Source organism: Brachybacterium sp. UNK5269 (genome assembly GCF_049266655.1).
Classification (GTDB): Bacteria; Actinomycetota; Actinomycetes; order Actinomycetales; family Dermabacteraceae; genus Brachybacterium.
In genome coordinates this window covers 1,441,452-1,457,152 of record NZ_CP184883.1, presented here as the reverse complement: position 1 = coordinate 1,457,152, position 15,701 = coordinate 1,441,452, and the positions used below count along the sequence as shown (strand labels likewise).

Sequence of the window (15,701 nt, the reverse complement as noted above, 5' to 3'; positions counted from 1 at the left end):
CCCGTCGCGGTGCACGGCGGCATGGTCCCGGTCGGTGACGCGCCCCCGCGGCCGACGACCTCGGACACCGTACCGGGGCGCCGCGCCGTGCGCGACGCCCCGGCGCCCGAGGTGTGAGCAACGGAGCGTGCCGGCGGCGCGGGGCCGCCGGCACGCTCCGGGGAGGTCAGGCCTGCTCGGAGTCGCCCTCGTCGGTGGACTCCTCCTGCACGCGCGGCAGCGCGACGGAGAGGACGATGATCTCGGCGTCGGTGATCAGCTCGGCGTCGTCCGGGAGGGTGACGTCACCGGCGAACAGCTGGTAGCCGTCCTCGGTGCCCTCGACGGAGATCTCCACCTCTTCGGGGACGTTCAGCGCGTCGACCGAGAGGGTCAGGGCCTGCAGGTCGAGCATGGCGATGGCCGGGGCGACGGGCTCGCCGCTGAGGACGACCGGGATCTCGACCTCGACCTTCTCGCCCTTGCGGACGGTGATCAGGTCGAGGTGGTTCAGGGTCCGCTTGAGCGGGTGGCGCTGGATCTCCTTGATCAGCGCCAGGTGGGTGGCGCCGTCGGGGAGCGTGAGCTGGATAAGGGCGTTGGAGTTGCGGGCCGCCAGCGCGGTCTCGTGACCGGGCAGCGAGAGGTGGAGGGGGGCCTCGCCGTGGCCGTACAGGACGGCGGGGACGCGGTGCTCGGCGCGCAGGCGGCGCGCGGCGCCCTTGCCGAAGTCCTCGCGCAGTTCGACATTCAGCTTCTCGGCCTGGACAGCCATGGTGTGCTCCTCGTGGTGGGGGGTGCTCGACGATGAGCGACGCCACGGGGCACCGGGAGGACGTGCCTCCCGAGGATCCGCACCGCGTCGATCACGGAGGGGCCTGCGCCCGCTCCCTCGCCGAAGTGACCCGGTGACACTAGCACGAGCGGACACCTCCGCGACGTGCGGCGTGACGGGCGCCGCATCGCCTCCCGCGGTCTCGGCCGGCGCTCCCCCGGTCCCGGACCGCAGCAGCCTCCCACGCCGGCCGGGACCAACGTCCCTGCAGGTCAGAGCGAGAAAGTCGCGACCAAGGTCCCGACGCGCGGGCGCCTCGCGCGCCTAGCCTTCTGGTATCGGGAAAATCCCCGAGCACCGCAGGACCACCACCGAAAGGCGTCTCCCATGTCCGCCACCGCAGCCTCCCCCTCCCGCGCAGCGTCCTTCGTCCCCTCACAGTCGGCCTCCGCCTCCGCGGCCGCGGCCGGCGTCGAGAAGAAGGGGTGGGGCTTCACCCTCCTCGGCATCGTCCGCCTGCTGATGGGCTTCACCTTCCTGTGGGCCTTCCTCGACAAGACCTTCGGCCTCGGCTTCGCCACCCCGGCGGAGCGCGCCTGGCTCAGCGGCGGCTCCCCCACCACGGGCTTCCTGGGCGGCTCGATCGAGGGCGGCAACCCCTTCGCCGGCGTCTGGGAGTTCTTCCTCTCCATCAACCCGCTCACCGATGTGCTGTTCATGGTCGGCCTGCTCGGCATCGGCCTGGCCCTGATGCTCGGCATCGGCACCCGGGTCGCGGCCGTCTCCGGAGCCGCGATGTACCTGCTCATGTACCTGGCAGCGTTCCCGATGACCACCAACCCGCTGTTCGACGACCACCTGGTCCTGGCGGTGCTGCTGCTGGCCATGGCCGGCCTGGCCGCCGGCGACCACGTCGGCCTCGGCCGGACCTGGAAGAAGCTCGTCAAGGGCAACCGCTTCCTGATCTGATCCCCGCAGCTGACCCCGACCACAGGGAAGGGCCCGCATCCTCGGATGCGGGCCCTTCCCTGTCATGCACTGCGCGGCGGGGCGCTCAGACCTCGCCGTCGAAGAGGCTGGTGACCGAGCCGTCGTCGAAGACCGCCCGGATGGCGCGGGCCAGCAGCGGGGCGATGGACAGCTGGGTGAGCCGGTCGAACTGCTTCTCCGGGGGGATCGGCAGGGTGTTGGTGCAGACCACCTCGCGCACGGTGCTGGCCTTCAGCCGCTCCGTGGCGGGGTCCGAGAGGATCGCATGGGTGGTGGCGATGACCACGGAGTCGGCGCCGTTGGCGACCAGCGCGTCGGCCGCCTGCACGATGGTGCCGGCGGTGTCGATCATGTCGTCCACCAGGATGCAGGTCTTGCCCGTGACGTCGCCGATGACCCGCTTGGCCACGGCCTGGTTGGGCCGCTTGGGGTCGCGGGACTTGTGGATGAAGGCGAGGTTCACCCCGCCGAGCTTCTTCGCCCACTGCTCGGCGACGCGGATGCGGCCCGCGTCGGGGGAGACGACGGCGATGTCCTCCTGGCCGTACTGCGCCTGGATGTACTCGGCCAGCAGCGGCAGCGCCATCAGGTGGTCGACGGGCCGGTTGAAGTAGCCCTGCACCTGGGGAGCGTGGAGGTCCACGGAGATGACCCGGTCCACGCCGGCGGTCTCGTACATGTCGGCCATCAGCCGCGCGGAGATCGGCTCGCGGCCGCGGTGCTTCTTGTCCTGGCGGGCGTAGGGGAAGCTCGGTGCGATCGCGGTGATCCGCTTGGCCGACGCGCGCTTGAGCGCGTCGATCATGATCAGGTGCTCCATCACCCAGGTGTTGATGGGGGCGGGGTGGGACTGCAGCACGAAGACGTCGGTGCCGCGCACGGACTCGCCGTACCGCACGTAGATCTCCCCGTTGGCGAAGTCCCAGGCGTCCATCGGCAGGACCTCGACGCCGAGCTCGTCGGCGACCTCCTGCGCGAGGACCGGGTGGGCCCTGCCCGAGGCGAGGACCAGTCGCTTCTCCCCCGTGGTGATGATTCCGCTCATCGCTGCTCGTGCTCCTTGTGCTCCTCGGCGGCAGTTGCTGTGCTCGTCCGGTCCGCGGACCGGTCCTGCCCGTCGAGGGCGGCGCGTGCCGCGTCCCCGGCCGCGGTCCCCGCACGACGTCGCAGCGTCCATCCTTCCATGTTCCGCTGGGCGACCGCGTTCACGCTCAGGGCCCCCGGCGGCACGTCCTTGCGCACCGTGGTGCCGGCTCCGGTGGCCGCCCCGTCGCCGATGGTGACCGGCGCCACCAACACGTTGTCCGAGCCGATGCGCACGTGCCGGCCCACGGTGGTGCGGTGCTTGTCCACCCCGTCGTAGTTGGCGAAGATCGTGCCGGCGCCGATGTTGGTGCCCTCGCCGATCTCCGCATCGCCCACGTAGCTCAGGTGCGGAACCTTGGCGCCCTCGGCGATCACCGAGTTCTTCGTCTCGACGAAGCCGCCGATCTTCCCACGGGCCCCGAGGTCGGTGCCGGCGCGCAGGTAGGAGAAGGGGCCGACGGTGGCCTGCTCGCCGATCACCGCGAGCAGCGCATGGGAGCGGACCACCTCGGCGCCGGCGCCGACCTCGGTGTCGCGCAGCGTGCTGTCCGGGCCGATCACGGCCTGCTCGCCGATCTCGGTGGCGCCGTGCAGCTGGACGCCGGGCAGGATGACGGCGTCCTGCCCGATCGAGACGTCGGCGTCGATCCAGGTGGTGGACGGATCCACGATGGTGACCCCGGCGCGCATGTGGCGCTCCAGGGTGCGGCGGTTCATCTCCGCGCCGAGCTGGGCGAGCTGGACGCGGTCGTTGACGCCCTCGACCATCATCACGTCCTCGGTGACCACCGCGCGCACCGAGCGGCCGTCGGCCCGGGCGATCGCGAGGACGTCGGTCAGGTACATCTCCCCCTGCGCGTTGTCCGTGCCGATGCGGCCCAGCGCGTCGCGCAGCACCGCGAGGTCGAAGGCGTAGATGCCGGAGTTGATCTCGTCGATCGCGCGCTGCTGCTCGGTGGCGTCCTTGTGCTCGACGATGCCGAGCACCTCGCTGCCGTCCTCGCTGCGCAGGATGCGGCCGTAGCCGGTGGGATCGCTCACCCGGGCGGTGAGCACGGTGGCCGCGGCGCCGGCGGCCTCATGGGCGCCCACCAGCTCCCGCAGGGTGGCGGGCTCCAGCAGCGGGACGTCCCCGTAGGTCACCAGGACCGTGCCCTCGGTGGCCGTGACCTGCGCCAGTCCGCACTGGACGGCGCGCCCGGTGCCGGGGATCTCGTCCTGGTCGGCGACCATCACCTCGGCGGCGTGCTCGGCGAGGTGGGCGGCGACCCGGTCGCGCTCATGGCGCAGGACCACGACCAGCTCGGAGGGGCTCGTGCCCTCCGCAGCGGTCAGCGCGTGGAGCAGGAGCGATCGCCCCCCGATCTCATGGAGCACCTTCGGGGTGCGGGACTTCATGCGGGTCCCGGCACCAGCGGCCAGGACGATCACAGCGGCGGGGGCAGGGGGCACGGCGGTGTCCACGTCAGCGGCTCCTCGGAATCGACGGGTGGGATGCTGCGGCACCGCCGCAGCGGCGGTGAGCGTTCCGCCATCAGGACTCGAACCTGAAACTTCAGAACCAAAATCTGAGGTGTTGCCGATTACACCATGGCGGATCAGCGTCGCGGACGCCGCCCGATCCTATCGCCCGGAGGCCGGGCCCCGAGGCACCGCGGCCCCCGGCCGCCGTCCCGAGCGGGCCCCGGTGTGCGAGACTCCCGCCATGGCGCAGAACGCGGCCCCACGCAGCCGATCGACCCGGATGACGGGCAAGGAGCGCCGTGAGCAGCTGGTCTCGGTGGGCCGTCGCCTGTTCGCCGAGAAGGGCTTCGACATGACCGCCGTCGAGGAGATCGCCGCCCGCGCGAAGGTCTCCAAGCCCGTCGTCTACGAGCACTTCGGCGGCAAGGAGGGGCTGTACGCGGTCGTCGTCGACCGCGAGGTCTCCACGCTGCTGACCACCCTCGAGGACTCGCTCGCGGACCAGCGGGCTCACCCGCGGGTGCTGATGGAGCAGGCGGCGATGGCGTTCCTGACCTACATCGACGAGAACGAGGACGGCTTCCGGATCCTCGTGCGCGACTCCCCCGTCAGCCATGCCCTGGGAACCTTCTCCTCCCTGCTGACCGACGTGTCGAGGCGGGTCGAGACGATCCTCGCCGCCCAGCTGCGCCTGCACTCCTACCCGGCGCGAGACGCCACGCTGTACGCGCAGATGCTGGTGGGGATGGTCGCCTACACCGGGCAGTGGTGGCTGGAGACGCGGGAGCCCGCGAAGGAGATCGTCGCCGCCCGCATGGTGAACCTCTCCTGGTACGGCCTGGGCGCCCTGCAGAAGGAGCCCGAGCTGCGCGGGGAGTCCGGCGACGCGCGCCGCTGAGCGGCCCGTCGGCGTCGGCGGCGTGGTGCCCGCCACGCGGGCCGCGACCGATCTGCCCCGCGGCCTGCGCCGCCCCTAGACTCGGCCCATGCCCACCACGCCCGAGGATGCCGCCGCGCCGCGCCGCGACGAGGTCGACCGCATCATCGCGGGCTGGGCGCAGGCGCGCGGGGATCTGGACAGCTCCCCGCTGGCCGTCTTCTCGCGGATCTCGCGCCTGGCCCGGTACCTCGAGGCGGCGCGGCGCGACGCCTTCACCGATGCCGGCCTGGACGGCTGGGAGTTCGACATGCTCTCCGCGCTGCGCCGCAGCGGTGGCGACGCCCTCTCCCCCGGCGCCCTGATGCGGGAGACGCTGGTGACCAGCGGCACCATGACCACCCGGATCGACAAGCTGGTGACCCGGGGACTGATCAGCAAGAACCGCAGCCCGCACGACGGCCGCGCGGTCGAGGTGCGGCTGCGCAGCGAGGGCGTCGCCCGGGTGGACCAGGCGATGGAGAGCCTGCTGGCCGCCGAGCGGACCCTGCTGCGGCCGCTGACCCCCGCGGGACGGGCCGGCCTCGCCGATACGCTGCGCTCCCTGCTGCTGACCTTCGAGGTGGACGACCCGCTCGAGGACTGACGACGGGACCCGGCTCCGGCGTCCTTCTCACCTCCCCCGAACATCGACCCCTGAGGACCTCTCTGCATGGCTCATCTGCTCGGCACCCAGTCACTCCACGTCGCGCTGCCCGACCGCGTGCTGCTGGACGACATCACCATCGGCATCGACGAGGGCGACCGCATCGGCGTGGTCGGCCGCAACGGCGACGGCAAGTCGACCCTGCTGCGCCTCCTGGCCCGGATCACCGAGCCCGACGCGGGCCGGGTCACGGTGCGCGGCGGGGTGCGCGTGGGCATGCTCAGCCAGCAGGACGAGGCGACGGCAGGCACCACGGTCCGCCAGCGGGTGGTCGGGGACCGCCCCGAGTACGAGTGGGCCTCCGATGCGCGGATCCGCGACGTCCTGGCCGGCCTGCTGGCGGAGGTCGACCTCGAGACGCCGCTGGCCGATCTCTCCGGAGGGCAGCTGCGGCGCGTGCACCTGGCCGAGCTGCTGGTGGGCGACTGGGACGTGCTGCTGCTGGACGAGCCCACCAACCATCTCGACGTCGAGGGCATCGCCTGGCTCGCGGAGCACCTGCGCCGACGGTGGAGCCCGAAGGAGGGCGGCCTGGTGGTCATCACCCATGACCGCTGGTTCCTCGACGCGGTCTGCACCCGGATGTGGGAGGTGCACGACGGGGTGGTGGATCCCTTCGAGGGGGGCTACGCCGCGTACGTGCTGCAGCGGGTCGAGCGCGACCGCCAGGCCGCCGCGATCGAGTCGAAGCGGCAGAATCTGATGCGCAAGGAGCTGGCCTGGCTGCGCCGCGGCGCCCCGGCCCGCACCGCGAAGCCGAAGTTCCGCATCGACGCTGCGAACGAGCTGATCGCGGGAGAGCCGCCGGTGCGGGACTCCGTGGAGCTGACGCAGCTGGCGACCTCGCGGCTGGGTCGCGACGTGATCGACGTGCTCGATGTCGACGCCGGGTACGGCGAGGTGACCGTGTTGCGCGACGTGACCCTGCACATCGGTCCGGCGGACCGCATCGGCGTGCTCGGCCCCAACGGCGCCGGCAAGTCGACGCTGCTCGCCCTCATCACCGGCGACCTGGAGCCGCAGGCCGGGCGGGTCAAGCGCGGCAAGACGGTCACCGTCAAGCAGGTCTCGCAGCGTCTCGAGGGCCTGCAGGAGCACCTCGACTCCCGGGTCAGCGACGTGGTGGGGCGCTACCGCACCACCTTCCGGGCGGGCAAGGACGAGGTCTCCCCCGGGCAGCTGCTCGAGCGGCTCGGCTTCACCGCCGCGCATCAGAAGGTGAAGGTCGGGGCGCTGTCCGGAGGGCAGCAGCGACGGCTGGACCTGCTGCTGACCCTGCTCGAGGAGCCCAATGTGCTGGTGCTCGACGAGCCCACGAACGACATGGACACCGACATGCTGGCGGCCATGGAGGACCTCCTGGACACCTGGCCCGGGCCCCTGATCGTGGTCTCCCACGACCGCTACCTGCTCGAGCGCATCACCGACAGCCAGTACGCGGTGCTGGACGGGGCCGTGCGGCACGTGCCGGGCGGCGTCGAGCAGTACCTCCAGCTGCGGGCGGCGGGGTCCGGGCCCGGGCCCGCCGCCTCGGGGGCCGCCTCGGGCTTCGCGGTCTCCGGCGCTGCGAGCGGGGCCGGTGGCGCCGACCGGTCGCCCGTCGGCGGTGGGGCGACGTCCGCGACGGCGGGCTCCGCGGCGGGGATCTCGGGGGCGCAGGCCCATGCCGCGCAGAAGGAGCTCGGCGCGGCGGAGCGCCGGATCCAGAAGCTGTCGCGGAAGACGGAGTCCCTGCACGCGAAGCTCGCCGCGCACGACCAGTCCGACTACCAGGGACTGCAGTCGATCACGGAGGAGCTGCGCGCGGTCGAGGCCGAGGTCGAGAGCCTCGAGGAGCGGTGGCTGGAGCTGTCGGAGCTGATCGAGTAGGGCGCGCGGCGCCCTCGCCCGACGCGCCTCGGCCGGCCTATGCGGCTGGGCGCTGCGGCGCCGGCGGGGGCGGCTCGCCATCGGTCCTCGGCGGGCGTGGCGGTCGGGCCGCGCCTCGCGGCGCGAGCCGGCAGTCCAGCTGCACCGGGCCGATGATCCTCGGAAGGGTCTCGGGCAGGTCGGCGAGCCGCAGCTCGAGCCGTTCGAGGGCGCGCTGCAACGAGGTGTTCACCTCGGCGGGCGGCTCGAGGGCCCGAAGTCTCCGGCGCTCCCGCTCCTGCTGCCGTCTCGCGGTGCCGAGCGGATCGAAGTTGACGGCTCGACGCCTCGCCGTCTGGCCGTAGCGGCTGGTCCATTCGACGGTCCGCCGGACCCCGTCCTCGTCGACGATCACGCGCGCGCTCTCCCCCGACTCCTCCTTCTGGTTGTCGGCCGAGCACAGGCCGTTCCCGTTCAGGAGGGAGGTCGCGCCGCCCTGCGACCAGGGGACGATGTGGTCGTTCTGGCGGATGGCGGCATCGCAGTACGGAGCCCGGCAGGTCTGGTGGCTGAGCCGGAGGAAGCGCGAGAGCGCCGGCGGGAACGCCCGGGCGCGGGACTCGACGCCGACGAGCTGGCCGTCATCGGGATCGATGTAGAGCCGGCGCAGGGTCACCGCCAGATCGTCGTCCCCCTCCGCCGCGAGCGCGCGGCGCATCTCCTCGCGGATGTGCTCGTAGGGCACCGGTCCGAGGCCCTCGACGGTGGCGGCGTCGGCGTGGCCCGCCACGAGCAGCGAGCGGTCGGTGATGATGACGCCCACCTCGAGCGTCGAGGGATCGATGCCGTCGCCGCGACCGATCAGGGCATCGGCGAAGAGGTCGGCCATGATCTGCTGGTGCCCGCGCCGGTCGCCCTGGGCGCGGGCCCGCTCGGCCGCGACCGACAGGCCCTTGCGGATCCGGGCCCCGTCGAGGGCGCTGAGCCGCGCGGTCACCACGCTCATGCCGTGCTCGGCGCGGCGCACCGTGACGCTGCGCTCGCGCCGGGCTACCCGGTGCCGCCGCGCGGCGCCGTGGGGGTCGAGGCCGTGCAGCACCTTCTCCGTCTCGGCGCCCCATTCGTCGGTGCCGCACTGTGCGAGGTAGGGCAGGTGGGCGGTGAGGACCTCGTCGACCTCCCGCCGCAGAGCGGGCGAGGCGGGCCCCACCGTCCTGCCCACCCGGTGCGCGGCCTCCGCGGTGACCCGGCCCTCGGCGAGCGCCGCGAGCATGCCCGGCATGGAGCCGACCAGGCGACGACAGCTGGACATCGTCTGCCCGGCCGAGGAGCGGGAGCGCTGGAGGGCCCGCGAGGCCTCGGTGCGCGCGATCCTCAGGGCCTGGCGCGGGGTCTCGTCGCGACGACGGCAGTCCTCCTTGACCGCCGCCTCGAGGTGGACCAGCGCGCGTGCCTGCACGGCGGCGAGGGCGGCGGACACGCCTTGGAGCCCCGCCAGCAGCGCGATCGTCTCCGGCACCGGAAGGGCGTCGAGGGAGGCGGAGCCGTGCGCACCGAGCGAGGCAAGAACGGTGCGGGCAGCGGCGATGTCGACACCGCTGAGGACGAGCTCCTGGGAATTCGCCACGATGCCGGGGCTGATCGGCGCAGGGCGCAAGGTCATCGGTTCGCCCCCCGCGGCCGGCGGCACGCCCGGGACGTGCATGCCACTGACCAGGGGAGACGGATCGTCGGCCGCCCCCGGGGTGATGCGCTCTCGGCCCGGATCATCGTTCATGCCTCTATTTTCGCACGCACATTCGATTCACGGAAGGGCGTGACAGAAGATACCCGCGAGTAGTTCAGAGATTGTGGATAACTTTGATGTGGGGAGGAATCATCAACGGGTGCGGCGTGCCGTTGCGGCGCCGTCCCGACCGTGATCGACGCCCCGAGCGAGGTCCGCGCGCTGGTGGCCGCGCGACTCCTCCCGACCCTGATCAGCGCTCCGAGCGAGGTGCGCGGGCTGAGGGCCGCGCGACGCCTCCCCGCCCCCGTTCAGCGCGCGGGCCCAGAGGCTGCGGGCTGATTGCCCGCGGACCGCGGCAGCCGACTCAGCTCTCCTCGAGCACACTCGCCCCTGGTGCGGAGCCCCGCACCACCAGGCAGGAGTGGACCAGCCCGGCGGCCATCAGACCGGCCGCCAGCGAGCGGCCGTGCGCCTCGTCCTCGACCAGCGCCGCGATCGTCGGACCCGAGCCGGAGACCACCGCACCCAGCGCCCCGAGGCGCTCGGCCGCCTCCACCACCGGCTCGAGACCGGGATGGAGCGCGAAGGCGGCGGCCTGCAGATCGTTGTGGAGGCTGCTGCCCAGCAGTGCGGGGTCCCCGCTGCTGAGGGCCTGCAGCTGCTGCTCGTCGGCCTCGGGCTGCTCCGCGAGCTCCCGCCCGATCGAGGCCGCGATCAGGTCGTGGCGGGCGTAGACCTCGGGGGTGGACAGGTGCCCGCCGGGGACGGCCAGCAGCCAGGTCCAGTCCCCGCGGGTGAGGACGGTGGTGAGGTCCGCGCCGGTGCCGCGGCCGAGGGCGGTGCGCCCGAGCATGGCGAAGGGGACGTCGGCGCCCAGGCGCGCGCCGAGCCGGCGCAGCTGCTCGCTGCCCAGGCCGAGGCCCCAGAGCCGGTCCAGGGCGACCAGCGCGGCGGCGGCGTCGGCCGATCCCCCGCCCATCCCACCGGCGACGGGCACCCGCTTGTGGATGTGGAGCCGCGCGCCCTCGTCGACCCCGTGCTCGCTGCGCAGCAGCTCGGCCGCGCGCAGGGCGAGGTTGCTGGCGTCCAGCGGGATCTCGCCGGGCACCTCGGCATCGACCGCGAGGCTCAGCTCCGACGCGCGGGTCGCGGTGACGGTCTCGTAGAGGTCGACGGCATGGAACAGGGTCGCGATCGAGTGGTACCCGCTGGTGTCGACCGCGCCGACGGCGAGCGAGAGGTTGATCTTGCCGGGGGCGCGCACGACCACCCGCGTGAGGGCGGGGGCCATCAGTCCACCTCCCCGGCGGCGCGGGCGATCGCCCGGAACTGCTCGATCTCGAGCGTCTCCCCGCGGGCGCCGGGGTCGATCCCGGCGGCGCGCAGGACCTGCTCGGCGCGGCCGGGGGTGCCCGCCCAGCTCGCCAGCGCCGCGCGCAGCGTCTTGCGGCGCTGGGCGAAGGCGGCGTCGACGACGGCGAACACCTGGTCGCGCTCGGCGGCGGTGCCCAGCGGCTGCTCGTGCCGCACCAGCTCCACGAGCGCGGAGTCGACGTTCGGGACGGGCCAGAAGATCTGTCGGGAGATGCGGCCGGCGTGGACGGCGCGCCCGTACCAGGCGGTCTTCACGCTGGGTCCGCCGTAGGTGCGCGAGCCCGGACCGGCGGTGAGGCGGTCGACCACCTCCGACTGGACCATCACCAGGGCGGTGCGCAGCTGCTCGAAGCGCTCGAGCATCGTCAGCAGGATGGGGGTGGCGACGTTGTAGGGGAGGTTCGCGACCAGCGCGGTCGGCCGCCCCGCCCGGGGCAGGGCGGGCAGCTCGGTGATCTGCAGCGCGTCGGCGTGCACGAGGCGGAAGCGGTCCTCGTCCACGCCCCGGGCCCGCAGCGTCAGCGGGAGCAGCTCGGCGAGTCCGCGGTCCAGCTCGACGGCGACCACGTCGGTCCCCGCCTCGAGCAGGCCCAGGGTCAGCGAGCCCAGCCCCGGCCCGACCTCGAGCACCGCCTGGCCGCGGTCGAGCCGGGCGCGGCCGACGATGGTGCGCACGGTGTTGGGGTCCATCACGAAGTTCTGCCCGCGCTGCTTGGAGGGCCGGATGCCGGTGGCCTCGGCGAGCGCCCGGATGTCCCGGGCGGTCAGCAGCAGCCCGGCGGACTCGGCCTCCCGGGGGGTCTCGGCGCTCATGCGGCCACCGCGTCCGGCCACCGGTACACCTCGTGCGTGGTGGCGCGGACCGCCCGGCACGCCTGCTCGAGCGGCACCCCGGTGACCTCCGCGATCGTCGCCATGGTCAGGGGGATCAGGTAGGAGGAGTTGGGTCGGCCGCGGTACGGGACCGGGGTGAGGAAGGGCGCGTCGGTCTCGACCATCACCTGCCCCAGACCCACCTCGGCCAGCGCCGCGCGCAGGTCCGAGGCGTTGGAGAACGTGACGGTGCCGGCGAAGGAGAGGTGGAAGCGGCGGTCGACGCAGGCGCGCGCGAACTCGGCGTCCCCGGAGAAGCAGTGGAGGACGGTGCGCTCGGGGGCGCCGTCGGCGTCGAGCACCTCGAGCACGTCGCGGTGGGCGTCGCGGTCATGGATCTGCAGCGGCAGGTCCAGCTCCTTGGCCAGCGCAATGTGGGCGCGGAACGACTCGATCTGGGCGGCGCGGGCCTGCTCGTCCTGGCGGGAGCTGCGGAACCAGTCCAGGCCCGTCTCCCCCACCACCACCATGCCGGGGCCGCGCAGCAGCTGGGCCACCTCGGCGATCGCCTCGTCGAGTGCCACCAGGGGGTTCCCGTCGCGGTCGGCGCCGCGGGCGTGGAGGACGGCCTCGTTGGGATGGACGGCGACGCCGCCGCGCAGAGCGGGCGGGCGGTCCGCGGCGGCCAGCAGGGCCGCGGTCCAGCGCGCCGCCTCGAGGTCCGAGCCGATGGTGATCTGGCCGTCCACGCCGACGGCGGCGGCGCGCGCGACATGGTCGGGGACGCTCAGCTGCTGGTCGCCGTCGGCGAAGTCGAGATGGCAGTGGTTGTCGACCACCGGGACGGGGAGCGGCTCGGGGGCCGGGGGCCAGGAGCGGTCGCGCCGCTTCCCGCGCGGGTCGAGGTCCTCCCGGTCGCGCACCGGCGGCAGGGCGGCGGCTGTCTGTGTCTGGTGCGGGGACGGCATGCGACCATCGTAGGAGGACGCGGGTCCGCCTCCGTCCAAGGCGGCGCCGCGCGCCCCCGCCGCGGGTCCTCGCGCACCCCGCAGCACGCTCGCAGCACGCTCGCAGCACGCTCGACAGCTCCGCCGACGCCGCCGACGCGGTGGGCTAGCTCACGGGGTCCGGGAGCGCGCGGACGGCGCGGATGTGGCAGGATGGACCGTCGTTGCGCGTTCTTTCGTGCACCCGAGCGCCCCGAGTCCGCAGGACCGGGTTCGGGTCGCTGCTCGGGACGGACGCCAGCGCCCGTTCATCCTCCGGACCGTCAAGGAGCCCGCCATGGCAGTGCCCAAGTTCAAGATGTCCCGTGCGCGCACGCACTCGCGTCGCTCGCAGTGGAAGGCCAACAACCCCGACCTGGTGCAGGTGACGGTCCGTGGCCGCACCGCCTCGGTGCCGCGTCGCCTCGCGAAGGCGTACCAGCGCGGTCTGCTCCAGATCGAGGACTGATCCGGCGCGGGCCCGCGCCCGCCCCTCGCCTCCACGACGCCCCCGGCAGCTGCTGCCGGGGGCGTCGTCGCGTCTCAGCCCCGGCGGGTCAGGGCCAGGTCGTAGAGCGCGCTCGCGGTCACCCCGGGATGCCGGCGGGCCAGCTCCTTCGCGGCGTCCTTCAGCCGCTCCCCCGCGGCGGCCCGGGCCAGGACCTGCTCGACGAGGTCCTCGGCACGGGCGGCGACCGGCGCGGCCCCGGCCACCACGATGACGATCTCGCCGAGCACCTCGCGCTGCTGCGCCCAGGCCGCGAGCTCGCCGAGGGTGCCGCGCACGATCTCCTCATGGGTCTTGGTCAGCTCCCGGGCCACGGCCGCGCGCCGGTCCGCGCCGAAGGCCTCCGCCATCGTCGCGAGCGTCGCGGCGGTGCGGCGCGGGGACTCGAAGAACACCAGGGTGCGCTGCTCGGCGGCCAGCGGCTCGAGCGCCGTGGCGCGACGCCCCTCCCGGCGCGGGGGGAAGCCCTCGAAGACGAAGCGGTCCGGGGCGATGCCGGAGGCGGCGAGCGCGGTGAGCACGGCCGACGGGCCGGGGATCACGCTGACCCGGTAGCCGGCGTCGGCCGCCGCCCGCACCGCATGGAAGCCGGGATCCGAGACGACGGGCATCCCCGCGTCGGTGACGATCAGGACCCGCTGCCCGGCCGCGAGCGCCTCCAGCAGCACCCCGGTGCGCTCGACCTCGTTGTGCTCGTGGTAGGAGATCATCCGCGCGGCGGTGACGACCTCGAGGTCCCGCAGCAGGCGGTGCAGCCGCCGGGTGTCCTCGGCAGCGAGGAGGTCGGCCTCGCCGAGGGCCCGCAGCAGGCGCACGGAGGCGTCCAGCGGGTTGCCGATCGGGGTGGCGGCGAGGGTGAGGACTCCGGGTTCGAGCATCCGGCCATGCTAGCCAGCCGCGGTCCCCGGGCGGCCATGTCCTAGCATGTGCGGGTGCACACGGAGGAGGAAGCGACCCCTCGCGCCGCCGTCGAGGACGAGCCGGGCGCGCTGGAGGCCTCCTGGCGGCGGCGCCTGCACACCTTCGACCTCCCCCTCGAGCGCCTGGCCTGGGCCGGGGCGATGGCGCTGTTCGGCCTGGCGCTGGTGCTGCGGCTGTGGGGCCTCGGCAGCATCGACGAGCTGATCTTCGACGAGACCTACTACGTCAAGGACGGCTACGCCCTCACCCAGGAGGGGGTGGAGATGTCGTGGCCGAAGGAGCACGATCCGGTCTTCGAGGCGGGCGACGTCGACACCTACGAGGACTCCGGCGCCTACGTGGTCCATCCGCCGCTGGGGAAGTGGCTGATCGGCGGCGGGATGCTGCTGCTGGGGGCCGACAATCCGTGGGGCTGGCGGATCTCCTCCGCGGTGCTGGGCGCGGCGGCGGTGCTGCTGCTGGCCCGCATCGGCCGGCGCCTGTTCCGCTCCACCACCGTCGGCCTCATCGCGGCGCTGCTGCTCGCGATCGACGGGCTGCACCTGGTCCACTCCCGCACGAGCCTGCTGGACCCCTTTTTGATGGTGCTCGTGCTGGCCGCCTTCGGGGCGCTGCTGATCGATCGCGACCGCTTCCGGGAGCGCCTCGCGGTGGCGGCGGCGCAGCTGCACACCGGCGGCGGGGCCGCGCCCCGCCTCGGCATCCCGGGAGGGCTGCGACCCTGGCGGCTGCTGGCCGGGGTGCTGCTGGGGATGGCCTGCTCGGTCAAGTGGTCGGGGCTCTACTTCCTGGCCGTGTTCGGGATCATGACGGTGCTGTGGGACTGGTGGGCGCGCCGCGCCGGCGGTCAGCGCGACTGGCTGCTGGGCGGACTGGTCCGAGACGCGGTCCCCGCCTTCTTCGCGATGGTCGGCACCGCGCTGGTGACCTATGTGCTCAGCTGGGCCGGATGGTTCGCCTCCGCGGTCGGCTACAACCGCCACCTCGCCGCCGAGCAGGGCCAGGCCACCGGCAGCGGCGTGCTCGACGCGCTGTGGTCGCTGTGGCTCTACCACGCTCAGGCCTACTCCTTCCACGTCGGCCTGGACTCGGAGCACCCCTATGCGGCGCATCCGGCGGGCTGGCTGCTGCAGCTGCGGCCGACGAACTTCTACTACCGCTCCTACGACTTCGGGGAGCAGGGCTGCGAGGCCGCGCAGTGCGGGGCGCACATCCTGGCGGTCGGGAACCCGCTGATCTGGTGGTCGGGAGCCGTGGCCGTGCTGGTCACCGTGGTCCTCGCCGTCGTGCGCCGCGACGGTCGCGCCTGGGCGGCGCTGTCCGGGCTGGTGGCCGGCTACCTGCCCTGGCTGCTGTACACCGACCGCACGATCTTCACCTTCTACGCGGTCGCCTTCGAGCCCTGGCTGCTGCTATGCCTGGCCTTCGTGCTGGGCCTGCTGATCGGGCCGCCGGGCGCCGAGCGGGAGCGACGCCTGGCCGGAGGCCTGTTCGTCGGCTCCCTGCTGATGCTGATCGTGCTGGTCTCGGCCTTCTTCTGGCCGGTCTGGACCGGCCAGGTGCTCGACCTCGAGCAGTGGCGCTACCGCATGTGGCTGCCGTCCTGGACCTGAGCCCAGCGCCCGGCCCCTCGCGTCCGGGGCGG

The 15,701-nt window shown here is 73.4% G+C and carries 14 protein-coding genes and 1 tRNA gene; 6 read left to right on the top strand and 9 right to left on the bottom strand.

The window, feature by feature from the left end:
- Positions 1–166: 166 nt before the first annotated feature.
- The gene (locus tag ACOJUI_RS06720) at positions 167–754 is read right to left on the bottom strand and encodes a 50S ribosomal protein L25/general stress protein Ctc (RefSeq protein WP_422117298.1); all 588 of its coding nucleotides are present in this window, start codon (positions 752–754) and stop codon (positions 167–169) included.
- Between the two features lie 387 nt (positions 755–1,141).
- Here ACOJUI_RS06720 and ACOJUI_RS06715 point away from each other — a divergent pair, with 387 nt between their 5' ends.
- The gene (locus tag ACOJUI_RS06715; RefSeq protein WP_422117297.1) at positions 1,142–1,723 is read left to right on the top strand and encodes a hypothetical protein; all 582 of its coding nucleotides are present in this window, start codon (positions 1,142–1,144) and stop codon (positions 1,721–1,723) included.
- An 85-nt stretch (positions 1,724–1,808) separates the two neighbouring features.
- On the opposite strand, the gene ACOJUI_RS06710 is transcribed toward ACOJUI_RS06715, so the two are convergent.
- From ACOJUI_RS06710 to ACOJUI_RS06700, 3 genes are all read right to left on the bottom strand, one after another.
- Positions 1,809–2,789, bottom strand: a complete 981-nt coding sequence (locus ACOJUI_RS06710) for a ribose-phosphate diphosphokinase (protein WP_422117296.1) — start codon at positions 2,787–2,789, stop codon at positions 1,809–1,811.
- Positions 2,786–4,294 carry a bifunctional UDP-N-acetylglucosamine diphosphorylase/glucosamine-1-phosphate N-acetyltransferase GlmU gene (glmU, locus tag ACOJUI_RS06705; protein WP_422117295.1) on the bottom strand — a complete coding sequence of 503 codons (1,509 nt, stop codon included), beginning with the start codon at positions 4,292–4,294 and terminating at the stop codon, positions 2,786–2,788. Before glmU ends, ACOJUI_RS06710 begins: the two co-directional genes overlap by 4 nt.
- 62 nt (positions 4,295–4,356) lie before the next feature.
- A tRNA-Gln gene (locus ACOJUI_RS06700) sits at positions 4,357–4,428 on the bottom strand.
- A 107-nt stretch (positions 4,429–4,535) separates the two neighbouring features.
- On the opposite strand from ACOJUI_RS06700, the gene ACOJUI_RS06695 reads away from it, so the two are divergent.
- The 3 genes from ACOJUI_RS06695 (at position 4,536) to ACOJUI_RS06685 (ending at position 7,746) form a co-directional block, all read left to right on the top strand.
- Positions 4,536–5,192, top strand: a complete 657-nt coding sequence (locus ACOJUI_RS06695; RefSeq protein WP_422117294.1) for a TetR/AcrR family transcriptional regulator — start codon at positions 4,536–4,538, stop codon at positions 5,190–5,192.
- 88 nt (positions 5,193–5,280) lie between these two features.
- Positions 5,281–5,817 carry a MarR family winged helix-turn-helix transcriptional regulator gene (locus tag ACOJUI_RS06690; RefSeq protein WP_422117293.1) on the top strand — a complete coding sequence of 179 codons (537 nt, stop codon included), beginning with the start codon at positions 5,281–5,283 and terminating at the stop codon, positions 5,815–5,817.
- Positions 5,818–5,883: 66 nt separating this feature from the next.
- A complete protein-coding gene (locus ACOJUI_RS06685; RefSeq protein ID WP_422117292.1) occupies positions 5,884–7,746 on the top strand; it encodes an ABC-F family ATP-binding cassette domain-containing protein in 1,863 nt (620 codons plus the stop codon).
- 37 nt (positions 7,747–7,783) lie between these two features.
- Here the strand turns inward: ACOJUI_RS06685 and ACOJUI_RS06680 are convergent, their stop codons facing one another.
- The 4 genes from ACOJUI_RS06680 to ACOJUI_RS06665 form a co-directional block, all read right to left on the bottom strand.
- Positions 7,784–9,502, bottom strand: coding sequence for an HNH endonuclease signature motif containing protein (locus tag ACOJUI_RS06680; protein ID WP_422117291.1), 1,719 nt, complete (start codon positions 9,500–9,502; stop codon positions 7,784–7,786).
- A 316-nt stretch (positions 9,503–9,818) separates the two neighbouring features.
- Positions 9,819–10,745 (bottom strand): 4-(cytidine 5'-diphospho)-2-C-methyl-D-erythritol kinase, encoded by a 927-nt coding sequence (locus tag ACOJUI_RS06675; protein WP_422117290.1) that lies wholly within the window; start codon positions 10,743–10,745, stop codon positions 9,819–9,821.
- Complete coding sequence (gene rsmA / locus ACOJUI_RS06670) at positions 10,745–11,641, bottom strand: 16S rRNA (adenine(1518)-N(6)/adenine(1519)-N(6))-dimethyltransferase RsmA (RefSeq protein ID WP_422117289.1); 897 nt, start codon at positions 11,639–11,641, stop codon at positions 10,745–10,747. Before rsmA ends, ACOJUI_RS06675 begins: the two co-directional genes overlap by 1 nt.
- A complete protein-coding gene (locus ACOJUI_RS06665; protein WP_422117288.1) occupies positions 11,638–12,609 on the bottom strand; it encodes a TatD family hydrolase in 972 nt (323 codons plus the stop codon). Before ACOJUI_RS06665 ends, rsmA begins: the two co-directional genes overlap by 4 nt.
- 316 nt (positions 12,610–12,925) lie before the next feature.
- Between ACOJUI_RS06665 and rpmF the strand changes: the two genes are divergently transcribed.
- A complete protein-coding gene (gene rpmF / locus ACOJUI_RS06660; RefSeq protein WP_422117287.1) occupies positions 12,926–13,096 on the top strand; it encodes a 50S ribosomal protein L32 in 171 nt (56 codons plus the stop codon).
- A gap of 74 nt (positions 13,097–13,170) precedes the next feature.
- On the opposite strand, the gene rsmI is transcribed toward rpmF, so the two are convergent.
- Positions 13,171–14,013: a 16S rRNA (cytidine(1402)-2'-O)-methyltransferase gene (gene rsmI / locus ACOJUI_RS06655; protein WP_422117286.1), complete on the bottom strand. Its 843-nt coding sequence runs from the start codon at positions 14,011–14,013 to the stop codon at positions 13,171–13,173.
- A 54-nt stretch (positions 14,014–14,067) separates the two neighbouring features.
- Here rsmI and ACOJUI_RS06650 point away from each other — a divergent pair, with 54 nt between their 5' ends.
- Complete coding sequence (locus ACOJUI_RS06650; RefSeq protein ID WP_422117285.1) at positions 14,068–15,669, top strand: dolichyl-phosphate-mannose--protein mannosyltransferase; 1,602 nt, start codon at positions 14,068–14,070, stop codon at positions 15,667–15,669.
- The last annotated feature ends 32 nt before the right edge of the window (positions 15,670–15,701 follow it).

Excerpts from the sequence above, each read along its gene's own strand:
- ACOJUI_RS06720 (WP_422117298.1), bottom strand. The coding sequence starts at position 754 with ATGGCTGTCCAGGCCGAGAAGCTGAATGTCGAACTGCGCGAGGACTTC.
- ACOJUI_RS06715 (WP_422117297.1), top strand. The coding sequence starts at position 1,142 with ATGTCCGCCACCGCAGCCTCCCCCTCCCGCGCAGCGTCCTTCGTCCCC.
- ACOJUI_RS06710 (WP_422117296.1), bottom strand. The coding sequence starts at position 2,789 with ATGAGCGGAATCATCACCACGGGGGAGAAGCGACTGGTCCTCGCCTCG.
- ACOJUI_RS06695 (WP_422117294.1), top strand. The coding sequence starts at position 4,536 with ATGGCGCAGAACGCGGCCCCACGCAGCCGATCGACCCGGATGACGGGC.
- ACOJUI_RS06690 (WP_422117293.1), top strand. The coding sequence starts at position 5,281 with ATGCCCACCACGCCCGAGGATGCCGCCGCGCCGCGCCGCGACGAGGTC.
- ACOJUI_RS06685 (WP_422117292.1), top strand. The coding sequence starts at position 5,884 with ATGGCTCATCTGCTCGGCACCCAGTCACTCCACGTCGCGCTGCCCGAC.
- ACOJUI_RS06680 (WP_422117291.1), bottom strand. The coding sequence starts at position 9,502 with ATGAACGATGATCCGGGCCGAGAGCGCATCACCCCGGGGGCGGCCGAC.
- ACOJUI_RS06675 (WP_422117290.1), bottom strand. The coding sequence starts at position 10,745 with ATGGCCCCCGCCCTCACGCGGGTGGTCGTGCGCGCCCCCGGCAAGATC.
- rsmA (WP_422117289.1), bottom strand. The coding sequence starts at position 11,641 with ATGAGCGCCGAGACCCCCCGGGAGGCCGAGTCCGCCGGGCTGCTGCTG.
- ACOJUI_RS06665 (WP_422117288.1), bottom strand. The coding sequence starts at position 12,609 with ATGCCGTCCCCGCACCAGACACAGACAGCCGCCGCCCTGCCGCCGGTG.
- rpmF (WP_422117287.1), top strand. The coding sequence starts at position 12,926 with ATGGCAGTGCCCAAGTTCAAGATGTCCCGTGCGCGCACGCACTCGCGT.
- rsmI (WP_422117286.1), bottom strand. The coding sequence starts at position 14,013 with ATGCTCGAACCCGGAGTCCTCACCCTCGCCGCCACCCCGATCGGCAAC.